The 14,121-nt window shown below is 43.4% G+C and carries 13 protein-coding genes; 11 read left to right on the forward strand and 2 right to left on the reverse strand.

The genetic code is table 11. The features are described from left to right. The first annotated feature begins 211 nt into the window (after positions 1 to 211). The 11 genes from HMPREF1154_RS01645 to HMPREF1154_RS01695 all read left to right on the forward strand — a co-directional run bounded on the left by HMPREF1154_RS01645 (position 212) and on the right by HMPREF1154_RS01695 (position 11,881). Positions 212 to 3,454: a SusC/RagA family TonB-linked outer membrane protein gene (locus HMPREF1154_RS01645; RefSeq protein WP_034566687.1), complete on the forward strand. Its 3,243-nt coding sequence runs from the start codon at positions 212 to 214 to the stop codon at positions 3,452 to 3,454. Between the two features lie 11 nt (positions 3,455 to 3,465). Continuing rightward, positions 3,466 to 4,959 carry a RagB/SusD family nutrient uptake outer membrane protein gene (locus HMPREF1154_RS01650; RefSeq protein WP_009640788.1) on the forward strand — a complete coding sequence of 498 codons (1,494 nt, stop codon included), beginning with the start codon at positions 3,466 to 3,468 and terminating at the stop codon, positions 4,957 to 4,959. Positions 4,960 to 5,118: 159 nt separating this feature from the next. Further along, positions 5,119 to 5,649, forward strand: a complete 531-nt coding sequence (locus tag HMPREF1154_RS01655; RefSeq protein ID WP_009640879.1) for a hypothetical protein — start codon at positions 5,119 to 5,121, stop codon at positions 5,647 to 5,649. A gap of 169 nt (positions 5,650 to 5,818) precedes the next feature. Then, positions 5,819 to 6,358 carry a hypothetical protein gene (locus HMPREF1154_RS01660; protein ID WP_009640749.1) on the forward strand — a complete coding sequence of 180 codons (540 nt, stop codon included), beginning with the start codon at positions 5,819 to 5,821 and terminating at the stop codon, positions 6,356 to 6,358. A 173-nt stretch (positions 6,359 to 6,531) separates the two neighbouring features. After that, positions 6,532 to 7,104, forward strand: coding sequence for a peptide-methionine (S)-S-oxide reductase MsrA (gene msrA / locus HMPREF1154_RS01665; protein WP_009640792.1), 573 nt, complete (start codon positions 6,532 to 6,534; stop codon positions 7,102 to 7,104). Then, positions 7,076 to 7,303 (forward strand): putative signal transducing protein, encoded by a 228-nt coding sequence (locus HMPREF1154_RS01670; protein WP_009640841.1) that lies wholly within the window; start codon positions 7,076 to 7,078, stop codon positions 7,301 to 7,303. The genes msrA and HMPREF1154_RS01670 overlap by 29 nt, the downstream gene beginning before the upstream one ends. Next, positions 7,300 to 8,103: an HAD family hydrolase gene (locus tag HMPREF1154_RS01675; RefSeq protein WP_009640846.1), complete on the forward strand. Its 804-nt coding sequence runs from the start codon at positions 7,300 to 7,302 to the stop codon at positions 8,101 to 8,103. The genes HMPREF1154_RS01670 and HMPREF1154_RS01675 overlap by 4 nt, the downstream gene beginning before the upstream one ends. 201 nt (positions 8,104 to 8,304) lie before the next feature. Continuing rightward, the gene (locus HMPREF1154_RS01680; protein WP_009640758.1) at positions 8,305 to 8,964 is read left to right on the forward strand and encodes a hypothetical protein; all 660 of its coding nucleotides are present in this window, start codon (positions 8,305 to 8,307) and stop codon (positions 8,962 to 8,964) included. Positions 8,965 to 9,194: 230 nt separating this feature from the next. Continuing rightward, a complete protein-coding gene (locus tag HMPREF1154_RS01685) occupies positions 9,195 to 9,791 on the forward strand; it encodes a hypothetical protein (protein ID WP_009640824.1) in 597 nt (198 codons plus the stop codon). Continuing rightward, positions 9,781 to 10,080: a winged helix-turn-helix domain-containing protein gene (locus tag HMPREF1154_RS01690; RefSeq protein ID WP_009640773.1), complete on the forward strand. Its 300-nt coding sequence runs from the start codon at positions 9,781 to 9,783 to the stop codon at positions 10,078 to 10,080. The genes HMPREF1154_RS01685 and HMPREF1154_RS01690 overlap by 11 nt, the downstream gene beginning before the upstream one ends. Before the next feature lie 286 nt (positions 10,081 to 10,366). Further along, positions 10,367 to 11,881, forward strand: a complete 1,515-nt coding sequence (locus tag HMPREF1154_RS01695; RefSeq protein WP_009640821.1) for a collagen-like protein — start codon at positions 10,367 to 10,369, stop codon at positions 11,879 to 11,881. A gap of 46 nt (positions 11,882 to 11,927) precedes the next feature. On the opposite strand, the gene HMPREF1154_RS01700 is transcribed toward HMPREF1154_RS01695, so the two are convergent. Continuing rightward, positions 11,928 to 13,664 carry a 1-deoxy-D-xylulose-5-phosphate synthase gene (locus HMPREF1154_RS01700; RefSeq protein ID WP_009640755.1) on the reverse strand — a complete coding sequence of 579 codons (1,737 nt, stop codon included), beginning with the start codon at positions 13,662 to 13,664 and terminating at the stop codon, positions 11,928 to 11,930. A 6-nt stretch (positions 13,665 to 13,670) separates the two neighbouring features. Further along, on the reverse strand, positions 13,671 to 14,078 hold the full coding sequence (ruvX, locus tag HMPREF1154_RS01705) for a Holliday junction resolvase RuvX (protein WP_009640815.1): 408 nt from the start codon (positions 14,076 to 14,078) through the stop codon (positions 13,671 to 13,673). Between the last annotated feature and the right edge of the window lie 43 nt (positions 14,079 to 14,121).

Raw genomic sequence — 14,121 nt, forward strand, 5'->3', positions numbered from 1 at the left:
TTAAAAGAAACTAATTGCCTGACTATCAGTACTGATAAAAAATTAAATTGAAATATAATTAATAAAATACACTGTATAATGATTTTTATTTAAAAATATATCTTTGTTTAATGAAATAAAAACAACTTTTAACCTGCAAAAATAAATTTTTCATTTTGCAGGTTGTATTTTTTTACTACTTTTGCCCTTGTATTTCTTAAAACAATATCTGATGAGATTAAACAGACTTTTGTATGCATTGTTGTTGGTGATAACAATGCAGAGCTTTTCGCTCGCACAGGAGCGGGAGGTATCGGGCAGCGTCAAGGACGCTAGTGGAGAGCCACTCTTTGGAGCGGCCGTAATGGTAGAAGGGGGCGGTAAGAGTACCGGAACCGATATGGATGGTAAATTTACCATTAAGGTAGCCCCAGGGAAGAACTTAGAGATTAGTTTCTTAGGGATGAAAACTAAGGTAGTCAAAGTAGGCTCTTCCAAGCGTATTGATGTAGTCTTGGAAATAGAGTCTCAGGACTTGGATGAGTTCGAGATGGTGGGCTATGCGACCGTGAAGAAAGACCAGTATGTAGGTTCTGCCTCCTCTGTGGATAAGGAGTCCCTCAAGCGTAAGAGTGTCTCCGATGTATCCCAGGCATTGGCTGGGGAAGCCGCTGGGGTGCGTGTGATCAACACCTCTGGCCAACCTGGTTCTTCGGCTACAGTGCGTGTACGTGGCTTTGGTTCGGTCAATGGAAACCGCAGTCCACTCTATGTGCTTGACGGAGTGCCTTTTGATGGCAACCTCTCTTCCATTAATCCAGATGATATTGAATCGATGACAGTGCTCAAGGATGCGACTTCTACCTCAGTATATGGTTCACGTGGTGCCAATGGGGTGGTACTCATCACTACCAAGAAAGGTCGTGCCAATCAGTCCAACATACAAGTAGAATCCAAGATAGGTTTTAACTCTCGCTTGTTACCTCGCTATCAGGTAATCAGCAGCCCAGAGGAATACGCCGAAATAGGCTGGAGTGCTATGCGCCAGCGCGGGGTCTTGGAACAACAAAGAAATCCTTCAGGTTTCAATGCTACTTATTCCAGCGTGGAGGACTATGCCAATAAGAATCTTTTTGGCCGTCTTGGCTTTGCTACCAAATACAATATGTGGAATGGCGATGCTACACAGCTGATAGACCCTTCCACAGGCAAGATGCGCCCTGGGGTTACTCGTAAGTACAGCCCTGAAAACTGGGCAGACTATGCTTATCAGGCATCTGTACGTACCGAATACAACCTTAATATAAGCGGTGGAAACGATAAGACTACTTACTACACCAGCTTGGGTTACTTGGACGATGTGGGGTATGCTATCAATACCAACTTCAAGCGTTATTCAGGCCGTGTAAATGTCTCTCACCAAGCCAAACCTTGGCTTAAAGGCGAATTTAACTTGGGTTACGCTCACTCCAAGAGTAGAGAAAACGGACAAACCGAAGACGTGGATAACCTCTTCTGGGTAACGGACAACATGCCGCCTATCTACCCCTTGTTCTTGCGCGATGCCAAAGGAAACAAGGTGGCTGATAAGTACTTCCCTGGTAATTACCAATATGATTTTGGGAACGGACGTGGTTTCTCTGGAACAACCAACGCCATCGCTCAAGGAATGCTTGATAGAAAGGATAGAACACGTAATGAGCTTAATGCCAATGTGTTCTTCAAGGTAGATTTTCTCAAAGAACTTTCCTTCGAGACCCGCTTGGGAGGACAGTACTATAATAAGAGTATAGACAATGTAATCAATCCTTACTATGGTGCAGAACAAGGCGAGAAAGGACGTATCACCAAGCACAAACAAGAACTCTTGAACTATACCTTCCTACAACTCTTGCGCTATAACCAATCCTTTGGCAATCACAATGTACAGGCTTTCGTAGCTCATGAAAGCACTACCTATGACAAGACCTTTATGTATGGTAACAAGAGCGGATTGGTAGATCCTAAGAGCAATGAGCTTAATAGCGCTATCAAGCTCGCAGGTCTTAACTCCTATACCAATAGCTACCGCTTGGAGAGTTATTTCGGTCAGGTGATGTATGACTATGACAGCCGCTACTTGCTTTCTGCCTCTTTGCGTCGTGATGGTTCTTCTCGTTTCCTTAATGAGAAATGGGGTAACTTCGCCTCCGCAGGTATAGGCTGGGTAGTGAGCCGTGAGAAATTCTTGGAGAACAAGAAATACTTGCCTTACCTTAAGCTCAAGGCTAGTTATGGTACTGTGGGCGACCAAAATATAGGTTATTATTCAGGCTATGATGTGTATGATATAGACAACTTCATGTATCAGCCTGCTGCTACCTTCTATCGTATAGGTTACCCTGACCTTACTTGGGAAAAGTCCAAAATATTCCAAGTAGGTACCGAATTTACCTTGCTTGAAAGCAGAGCGATAGATGTACAATTGGATTACTATCACAAGACTACCGACAACCTGATCTTTGCCAGCACCTTGGCGCCTTCCTCAGGAAACAACGTCTATACAGTCAATGATGGACTCTTGACCAACAGCGGATTGGAGTTCAGCGTAACAGGTCATGTGGTAAATCAGGAAGATTTCAAGTTGGATCTATCTCTTAACGGAGAGGTACTCTCCAACAAGCTTACCCGTATGCCTATAGACAATACCACTCAAAAACCCAAGGTATTGGATAATATAGGAGGGTATGCACGTGCCAAAGACCACTCTATCTATGATTTCTATATGCGTGAGTATAGAGGGGTAAATCCAAATACAGGAGCTGCCCAATATACTATGTACTATCAGGATCGCAATAATAACCAGCGGTATGACAACGGAGAAGAAATCACTTCTTTGTATGAGTTCGAGGCAGCGAACCCTGGTGCAGCGGTACAACAGACCCTCACCGAAACCTATACCAAGGCTACCCAGATGTTTGTAGGCAAATCAGCTATACCCGATGTACGTGGAGCCATCACCCTAAAAGCAGCTTACAAAGGCTTCTCTTTTACTACCCAATGGCTCTATGGATTAGGAGGTTACTCTTATGACAATATCTATGCCAATATGATGACCAACCGAAAGATAGGGGGTAATATGTGGCATGCCGATGTGCGTAATCGTTGGCAACGTCCTGGCGACCAGACCGATGTACCTCGCCTCTCCTCTGGCTTTAATGCCAATGAGCAGAATGTCAATTCTACCTCTACTCGTTTCTTGACCAAATCCGACTATTTGGCCTTGAACAACATCACCTTAGGCTACGACTTGCCCAAGGAAGTGTGTGAGAATGTAGGTTTCTCCTCATTGACTTTCACCCTTTCAGGAGATAATCTTTGGATACTTACGCACCGCAAAGGGTTTAACCCAACCGCTTCAGAAGTAGGAAGTTCCAATCGTTACCAATATGCGCCACTTTCTACCTTTACCCTAGGAGTAAGAGCTAATTTCTAAAAACAACAACCATGAAAAAGAAGATATATATAGGACTATTGGCAGTGAGTATGGCACTTACTGCCTGTCAAAAGGATTTTTTGGAGACCAAACCTTCCGAAACACTCTCAGGAGCTGAGCCACAGGAGAAGCTCAATGGTCTCTATGTGATGCTGGCCAAACCACGTTCGGCCAATACACGTCCAGGACAAGATTATCCCCGTGCGGAGGATTTCGGACAGAAGAGTTATGACATCTATATGGATATGCTCTCTGGCGATATGGCGTTCTCTCAATCCTATTACGGCTGGTTTTCCAATGTAGCCAACCTGCAAGCCACTCAGGACTTTAGTGCCGCAGAGAACTATACCCCTTGGCGCTATTACTATAAGGTAGTATATACCGTCAATGACCTTTTGGCACAGGTAGGTACCCCCAAGAATGATGATGAGAAATATATCGTAGCCCAAGCACATGCCCTCAGGGGATACGCTTATTTCTATCTGCTACAGCTCTTTACCACCGAATATGACCCCAATGCGCTTTCTATCCCGCTCTATACCGAGGCCAACAAGGTAGGAAAAGGCAAGGCACGCCAGTCTGAGGTGTATGCCCTAATCGTGAGTGACCTTACCAAGGCGGTAGCTGACCTCAACGGCTTTACCCGTAGCAATAAGGGTATGATAGACAAGTATGTAGCCGAGGGCCTCTTAGCCTATGTATATGGAGCTATGGGCAATAATAACGAGATGACCCGCTTGGCACTGGATATAGTAGAGCATAGCGGTTACCCCCTTACTACTCGCAAGGAGACCTACTATGATGCAGCTACCAAGCAAGGGGGCGGCTTCAATGATCTGAATACACCCAGCTGGATGTGGGGACTTGACATCTTGGCCGAGAACAACATCACCGAGGTATCTTGGTGGTCACAAGTGGATATCTTCACCTATGGCTATGCCGATGCCGATGAGATCAAGGCGATAGATGACCGACTTTATGGACAGATAAGAGCAAATGACCTACGCAAAAAGCAGTTTGATGACGACAATGTGGATCCCGACCCATCGCTCAACAATCGTCATCGCCCAGTCAATAAATTCTTTGCCCCTGGACGTACCCGCAAAGGACAGATGGTCGTTACCACTGACTACCTCTATATGCGTGTAGATGAGTTCTACCTCTTGGCTGCCGAAGGTTTGGCCAAACAAGGCAATGAAGACAGAGCGAAGGAACTCTATAAGCAACTCCTTACCTTGCGCTATCCAGAGGTTACCGCTGCTGCTGATGTCGCCTATGTAGATAGTCTTACTGATACCGCACTGCTAGATGATATCTACCTTAACACCCGTATAGAGCTATGGGGAGAGGGAAAGAGTTATCTCTCGCTTAAGCGCAACAAAAGGAGTGTAACCCGTGGTAATAACCATATACAATACAATGGGGAGACCTTCCAGTACAATGATCCTAAGATTACCCTACTGATCCCCGAAGACGAAGTTAATAACAACCCTAATATTAGATAACCCAAGAAGATGATGAGGCTGCCAAAAGGCAGCCTTGTTTTTTGTGCTTTTTTCTGTTAAAAAATTTGCTTTTTATTTTCTCAAAACGTAATTTTGTGGTGCTCTTTAGAGATGAGGAAATTTCCAATTTTTTATAATAGAAATTACAATTATCTTGTTATGAAAAAAATATATTTACTTTTGGTTGCTGTGGCAACTGTTATGACTTTTATGGCTTGCCATAAAGAAAAAGAGGTAGAAGAAAAAGATGATGGTTATCGTTGTCTTATTCCTCCACTTGAGTATTTTTATTTCTATATAGATAAAGAAGATGTTTCTTTAGCAAACTTCAAAAAAGAACTATCTATATACAAGCTTACTGATCAAGGGAAAAAAAGGGTTGATAATATTCCAGAAGAAGAAGGCACTCTTGAATCTGTTGAAGGAGATAAAAATAGTGATTATATAAGCTTCGTTGCTGTAAGGACTGGGCTTAATAATTTTGGAAAAAGAGAAATAAATTATTCTTTGGAAGGTGCTGGTATAGCTATAAAGCTAACTATCAGGGCAGAACTTACCGATATGGGGCGTTGTGGTACAGCCATTCATATATATGAAGTTCTTCTCAATGATAAGAAATGGAAACCTACTATAGGTAAAAATAAAGCTCCTATTTATACCCTCAAAAGCAGTATGATTACTGTAAAATAACGTGTGTTCGAGGTAAGCAAAATTATATTTTTCTCCCACAATCTCATAAAAATCTATGGAATCTGTGTTTCACATACCCAGCTGTGAGCACTCGCTGGCTTTGTGGGAGTTTTCGTTATATTGAACTCATGTCTATTTAAAATGCCATTGATATTAAATAAATCTTGTTATGAAAAAAATATATTTACTTTTGGTTGCTGTGGCAACTGTTATGACTTTTATGGCTTGCCATAAAGAAAAAGAGGAAAAAGATTCTTCTAATCCTAATTATCCTAATTATCCTAACTGCTCTATTCCTCCTTATAGAGATTTTGGCTTTCATATAGATAAAGAGGATAGTGCCCTAGTGAACTTTAAAAACGAACTTTCCATATATAAGATCTCTGATCAAGGGAAAGAAAGAGTTGATATGCTTCGAAATGAGGGGCATCTCTATAAAGAAAGAGGAGTTGGTGATTACGTATGCTTTCTAGCTGTAATTGATGATTCTGAAAAAAATGGTTTTAGAAAAAGGGAAAATATCTTTTCCCTAGAAGGCGCTGGTATAGCTGTAAAATTAACCATTAGAGTAGAACTTACTAAAGTAGAGTGTGGTACAAATATTCATATATATGAGGTTCTTCTCAATGATAAGAAATGGGAACCTACTATAGATGAAAATAAAACTCTTATTTATACTCTCAAAAGCAGTATGTTTACTGTAAAATAGCAGTGTAAAGTAAGCGGTGAATAGTAAAAAAACACTATTCACCGCTTTTTTAATTTCTCCGCTTAGCTGTTGAAATATTTTGCAACTACAACAAAGACTCTTTGCAAAAATTATTCACTTTTAATTGTTCACTATTCATTTATTTTGTATTTTTGCCATCAAGAAAAGATTCTATGGAAGTAGCTATTATAGCAGCAGGATGCTTCTGGTGTACGGAGGCTATTTTTAAACGACTCATTGGCGTAGAGCAAGTGGAGGTAGGTTTTGCTGGAGGCCATCAGCCTAATCCCTCTTACCGAGAGGTGTGCAAGGGCACCACAGGCCATGCCGAGGCTATACGTATCACCTATGACTCCAAGCAGCTTTCTTATATGGATATATTGGAAGTCTTCTGGCAAGCACACGACCCTACCTCTCTGAACAAGCAGGGGGATGATGAGGGCGAGCAGTACCGCTCGGCAATCTTTTACCTCAATGAAAGCCAACGCCAAGCGGCCTTGCTTAGCCGAGAGCTGATAGCACAGGCTTTTGATACTCCTATAGTAACCGAAATCGTCCCCGCGGGCACCTTCTATCCCGCCCAAGAGGAATACCTGATGAACTATTACGAGAATAATACCGACAGGGGTTATTGTATCTTCACCATCGCGCCAAAAATCAACAAGATACATGACCTCTTTCAAAAGAGAATAAAACCAACCTATCAAGCATTAGAACATGAAAACAGAACTCAAAAAACTCTTTGAAGGGGATATGCCTACGGTAACCCTTCTCAAGGCTGCGCTACAGGAAGTGGATATTACCCCTATTATCAAAGACCCAATGGCCTCAGCAACTATTGCGGGCTATGGAGCCTTGGGGGGCAACCAGCAAGTCTATGTATTCCAAGACCAATGGGAAAAAGCCACTGAAGTACTCAAAGAACTTAACCTTAGTCAAGGATGATCAAACTCATTATTTCCGATATGGATGGGACACTCCTGAACAGTCGTCACGAGTTGCCCAAGGATTTTATGTGCGTATTCGAGCAGCTTCGCCAGCGCGGCATCTACTTCTGTGCGGCCAGTGGACGGCAGTATCTGAGCCTGTTACAATTCTTTGACCCTATCAAAGATGATATGGCTTTTATCTCTGAAAATGGCGCCTTTGTCAATGTAAATGGCAAGGAGGTCTATCAGAATGCCATCGCACCCTACCATATCCAGCAGGTGCTGGAGCGCTATAGGCAATTTACAGGTATGGCCGTTGGACTCTGCGGCAAGAAGGCTACCTACTTATTTCCCACTACCCCCTATGCCGAGGAGCAGGTACGTATATATCACCATACCGTAGTGAAGGTCACAGACTTGTCTGAAATTGAGGATGATATCTTCCAAATCACGCTGCTTGACCCTAGGGGCGCTCGCGAACATTCCTTTCCTGCTTTCTCTTCTTTCTCACAAGAAGGACTAAAGGTAACCATCTCTGGTGCCTATTGGATAGATATCACCAATGCAGGGGTCAACAAAGGGGTAGCCGTGACAGCCCTACAAGAATCCTTAGACATCACCCCCAATGAGACTATGGCCTTCGGAGACTATCTCAATGATTTAGAACTACTTGCAAGAGCTACCTATAGCTATGCCATGAAGAATGCCCAAGAAGAAGTAAAGCAGGTAGCTACCTATCAAACAGAGGAAGACAACGACCATGACGGAGTGTTAAAAACTATTGTAAGAGAGTTAAAAATAAACCTTAATTCTTAATAACACAAAAGGTTTTCCTTTTTGGAAATTCTTGTTTTTATTAATAAATTCCTTTTTCCAAACAAAATTAAGGAATTAACTAAACTTTAATCAGGTATATTGCTTTGTTGCTGAAAAAACGTACTTTTGCCCTGTGAAATTTTAAGCACCCTTTCCTAACAGTTTTTAGCAAAGGGGTCAGTCTTAAAGAAATAACAGAAAATGCTTAAGAACAAGAAAAAGTACCTTTCTATGACCAAGGATTTTCTCTTTCCTATGGGAATTTCTGCTGTAGTGGCTACTGTTTTGACGCCTTCTTTAGGCACTCAAAAAGACCTTCATGCCAGTCTAAGAGTACAAGCCCCACGTGAGGTGAGTGTAAGCCAAGTGACCGAGAACACTCCGCGCCTCTCTCCTATGAATCACCAAAATGATTTCATAGGGTTCAAAGAAAAAATGGGTTACCGTGAGTCCCGCAACAACTACTTTATTACCAATCCGTATGGACATGTAGGCAAATACCAGTTTGGCAAATCGGCCTTGAAGTTCTACGGTGTCTCCCAATCAGAATTTCTTAGTAGCCCCGCCCTACAAGAAAGCGTATTTTACGCTAGCTTAGCACACAATAAGTGGAAGCTCCAGCATGAGATTACCACTTTTGCAGGCAAGAACTTTGCGGGAGTACCTATTACCGAATCAGGCATCTTAGCTGCTGCTCACCTGCTGGGCGCTAGCAGTGTGAAGACCTTCTTTAAGTCCGAAGGAAAAGCCTCCCTTGCCGATGCCAATGGTACCTCTATCATCAATTATATGAAGAGCTTCCAGCACTTTGACCTCTCCAATATCAAAGCTAGCAAATACGACGGACGCAAACTCATATAGATAATGACTAGTGACTAGTGACGAATGACTAGTGACTAACGACTAATAACAAACGCCAGTAATGATGTATCATTACTGGCGTTTTTCTTTTATTACGATGTAAACAATTAATAATCAATTTGTTGTAAAAAAATATCAATTAACAATAAAAATAATTTAAAAAATATTTGGTTTATAAAATAAACTTATTTATCTTTGCATCGTATTTAAAACCCTAAATTTATATCATCATGGAACTACAACCTGCCGATAGCTTGAAACTCATTCAAGATATCATTCGTCAAAGAAAGCAAAAGTATGAAGAAAATGGTTTCTTCTTGATCTTTTGGAGTGTATTGATTTGCCTCTCTGGAATCATACAATTTGTGATGCTTGCCACGAATTACTATCCCCGTTACTCATGGATAGGCTGGGGCGTACTGATGCCCTTGGGATTCTTTATCTCCTTCTTCTCAAAAATGAAAGAGGGCGCGAGAAACCGAAAAGAGAAAAAGCGTACCGACCCGCTTGACTGGCTTTGGCTCGTGGCAGGACTGGGGGCTATCTCTTGCTTTTGCTTGCCTTTTAGCAATTGGAAAAATTACGAGATTGCTATGCTGGTAATCTATCTGCCTTTCTCATTTGTATCCTTGGCGATCGCCCTACACCTAAGGGTTTCCTTGTGGGTAGTGACCTCTATCATGGGAATTGTACTCACCTATAGTGTGTTGTTCTTCCACTATGGAATCGCCTTGCCGCTACTCTGTGCCGTATTGGCCTGCTTATTATTCCTTATTCCAGGAATACAGTTCTATACTAACTACAAAAAGCAAAGAGATGTTCAGTGATTTAGACCCCATCTTGCACTCCCAACTCAGATTGGCCATAGTTTCTTTACTTATAGCAGAGGAAAAGGCTGATTTTGCTCGGATAAAGCAGGCTACCAAGGCCACTTCGGGGAATATTTCGGTACAGATACAAAAACTAGAAACCGCAGGCTATATCTCGGTTACCAAGTCCTTCAAGGATAACTATCCCAATACCGAAATCACCCTCACCCATAAGGGACTATTGGCTTTTGAGAGCTATGTAGAGGCGCTAAAGAGTTATTTGGTTATTGATACAAATCATAGTTAAAAGGCTATTTGCATTTGCCAATGAGTTTCATCTTGCTAAGGAACTCATTGGCAAATGGACGTTTTGAGAAATACAACCTCTTACATAGATAAAGGTTTTAATAGCAAAAATTCTCTTTTATAGCAGCTAATTTACATAAATATCCTTACTTCTTCACCCTAAAAAAACCTGACTTTTATACAAAACCTACTATCTTTCAACAACTTACAAAAAACAAAGAAACCTTTAGGATATTTGCTAATTTTTTCTTAACTTTGTAGTACAAATACACTAAATAGTTATGATTATGAAGAGGGTTCTCTTTTTTATCAGTGCCCTAATAGGGCTTTGGATAGTTATCAGTTGTCAAAAGGAAACGGTTGTTGAACGTGTTGAAGTACAGAAAGGTAATATCATTCATTCGGGAATGGGAGCGCCTGATGCAGCTTTGGGGAATATTGGCGACTATTATATAGACCTTGCAAATGCCCAGCTCTATGGTAGCAAAACCGCTGATGGCTGGGGTAATCCCCTTAGCCTAAAAGGTATCCCTGGCGACAAAGGGGATAAGGGCGAGAAAGGAGACAAGGGAGACAAAGGGGATAAGGGAGACAAAGGCGAGAGGGGCGACCAAGGTCTGAAGGGAGATAAAGGGGATAAAGGTCTCAAAGGAGAGCAGGGTGACAAGGGAGACCAAGGCGAACGAGGAGAGCAAGGTATCCCTGGTAGCAAGGGAGATAAAGGCGACAAGGGCGAACGAGGGCTTAAAGGTGAGCGGGGGCTCAAAGGCCTCAAAGGCGAACGGGGAGAGAAAGGAGAAGACGGCAGGGACGGGTTGCCTGGCCCTAAAGGTGCTGATGGGAAAAATGGCAAAGACGGCGCGCAAGGCCCTAAAGGAGCCGACGGCAAGGACGGCGCACAAGGGCCGAAGGGAGCCGATGGTAAAGATGGTGCACCAGGGCCCAAGGGGGCTGATGGCAAAGACGGACAACCAGGGCCGCAAGGGCCACAAGGGCCTAAAGGGGCTGATGGTAAGGAGGGTGCGCAAGGCCCCAAAGGAGCCGACGGAGAGAAAGGCAAAGATGGACATTCCGCCCCTTCTGATACAAAGAAAAATAGCCTTTTCTCTGGCTCTGGCGCCCCTAACAATAGCTTAGGGAGTGAAGGTGATTTCTATATAGACCTATCCAACAAGAGGCTTTATGGGCCTAAAACTAATACAGGCTGGTCTGATCAGTTTATTAGCTTAGGAGCTTCTCCTTCACAGAATTATGATTATGAGTTGGTATACGAAAAAAACGAAGGAGATCGGTTTGAGGGAGAGGTACTTAAACAATGGCTCTCCATTCGCATCAGACATATCAATATGAATGAAGATGAAGACCTGAGAAAAGTAAAGAAAATCGCAACTGATGTCTTCAAGAATTGTAGCCGATTGGAATCCATTGTCATAGGAGAGAATGTAGAAATCATAGAAGCACGTGCTTTCCAGAATCTAAAAAGTTTAAAAAGGGTTGTCCTAAGCCAAAAGATAAAAGGAATACACCCACACACCTTCAGCAATACAGGATTAGTAAGTATCACCCTACCTGAGAGCATCACGCAGATAGATCAAGGAGTCTTTGCCGATTGTGAGAACTTAGAGACTGTCATCATAGAGGCAAAAACCCCTCCTACAATAACTTCTGTAAAGGGAGTTGATCGCGCTATCTTTGAAAATGATAGGAAGCTCAAGCATATCTATGTTCCTGCCAGTAGTATATGGGAATACAAAGGCACCAAAGGATGGGACGCATACGAACACCTTATAGAAGGGAAATAATCTTTTGAGTTTATCTCCCATATACGCAGTCTCAAGTATTTTGGCTTTACTTTTCAGCTAGAAAATTGGTAAGACCTGTAAAGGCACGTTGCAGAGCAACTGAGCCATGGTCTACAAAGACATCGGCTATGGCTACGATTCTGATCGGGAGGCTGTAGCCTTTTTCTTTGGCAAAGACCACAATGCTCTCTCCAAAACCGCCCGCTTTGCACCCCTCCTCTACAGTAATCACTACCTCATACTTTTTTAGGACATGATGCAAAAGCTCCTCATCTAAGGGCTTAATCCATCGCATATCGTAATGAGCAAAAGCTTCAGCCTCAGGGTGCTGGTTTATCTCTTGGGCGACCTCATCGGCTATGGTACCGACCGAAAGCACCGCATAGCGTGTGCCTTCGCGGAGTTGTACCCCTTTCTTCTCTATTTTCTCAAAAGGTAACTGCCACACCGTTAGCTGCCCATAACCACGAGGGTAGCGTATGGCCAGCGCCTTATCTTGCTCAGGGAGTTGGGCGGTATAGAGGATATTACGTAATTCTACCTCATTGCGAGGGGCAAAAATTTCTATATTAGGAATACAACGCAAGTAAGCAATGTCAAACACTCCCTGATGGGTAGCACCGTCCTCCCCCACTAGGCCTGCCCTATCTATACAGAAAATCACTTTGAGCTGTTGCAAAGCTACATCGTGAATGAGTTGGTCATAGCCTCTTTGCAGAAAAGTAGAATAAATGACCAAGAAAGGCAGCAGCCCTTGAGTGGCCAATCCTGCGGAAAAGGTAACTGCATGTTCTTCGGCTATGCCTACATCAAAGGTGCGAGCAGGGAATTGTTGCTGCATATAGTGGAGCGAACTACCTGTTACCATGGCAGGAGTAATGCCCACAATTGCCTTGTTCTCGGCGGCTAACTCACAGAGAGTATGACCAAAAACGTCCTGAAACTTCGTTTGTTGCCTCTGCTGAGGTAGAAGCATACCCGTAGCGGGGTCAAACTTGCCTGGGGCATGAAAAAGCGTCTGTCGCTCTTCTGCCCTTTGGTAGCCCTTGCCTTTGGTAGTACGGATATGCACTAGCTGTACCCCAAAGAAATCTCTTGCCTGGCTTAGTATAGGAATTAGCTCTTCGAAGGAATGCCCATCATAGCTGCCTAGATACTCTATTTGCAAGTCAGCAAAGAAGCTGCCCTTATCGGCTCCCTTGGCCAAGCGTTCCAAGTAATAGCGAAAAGCACCTGTGGAGGGGTCTATGCCTATTTGGTTGTCATTGAGTACCACCAGCATATTGACCTTGCTATCCCCCATTTGGTTGAGTGCTTCCAAGGCCATGCCATTGACAAAAGAAGCGTCCCCGATGACAGCCACATGCTTGCGTGAGAAATTCTCCTCGAGCACTGCCGCGGTAGCCATGCCCAATACGGCCGAGAGGGAAGTACCTGCATGGCCTGTACCAAAGGGGTCGTATTCGCTCTCCTTGCGCCTTGGAAAACCTGAAAGGCCACCCCATTGGCGATTGGTAGCAAAGCGTTCACGCCTGCCTGTAAGAAGCTTATGGGGATAGGCCTGGTGACCAACATCAAAGACCAATATATCCTCAGGGGTATTGAACACATAGTGCAGGGCAATAGTCAGTTCTACCACGCCCAAGCCTGCCCCTAAATGGCCTTCCTTAGTAGCTACTTCATTAATGATAAAATGGCGCAACTCCCCCGCTAGCTGCCTAAGCTCAGCGGGAGAGAAATGGCGGATATCCGCAGGGGTATATACTTGTTCGAGTAAAGTCATTTTTTATTACAAAGAACTCAAATAATCCTGTAAAATAAGTGTGGCGCTGATGCGATCCAAGAGGGCTTTGTCCTGTCGTTTTTTCTTCTTAGTGCCGCTTTCCACCAATATATGGGAGGCTATTTTGGAAGTAAAGCGTTCATCATAACGGGAGACGGGTATCTCAGGGAGTTTTTCTTGGAGCTTTTCAATAAAAGTAGCTATGGCCATTTCACTCTCTGAGAGTTCGCCAGAGACCTGCTTGGGTAGGCCTACAATGATTCGCTCCACTGGTTCCGCTAAGCAGTATTGCTGTAAGAAATCCAGTAGCTCAGTTGTTTCTACCGTCGCCAGTGCCGAGGCAATGAGCTTGAGTTCGTCGGTTACCGCGATACCACAACGCTTGGTACCATAGTCTATTGCAAGAATACGCATTTTTGAGTTTTGAGTTGTTAATTTTGAGTTTTGAGTTAGTTCC

This window comes from Capnocytophaga sp. CM59, from assembly GCF_000293175.1.
Classification (GTDB): domain Bacteria; phylum Bacteroidota; class Bacteroidia; order Flavobacteriales; family Flavobacteriaceae; genus Capnocytophaga; species Capnocytophaga granulosa.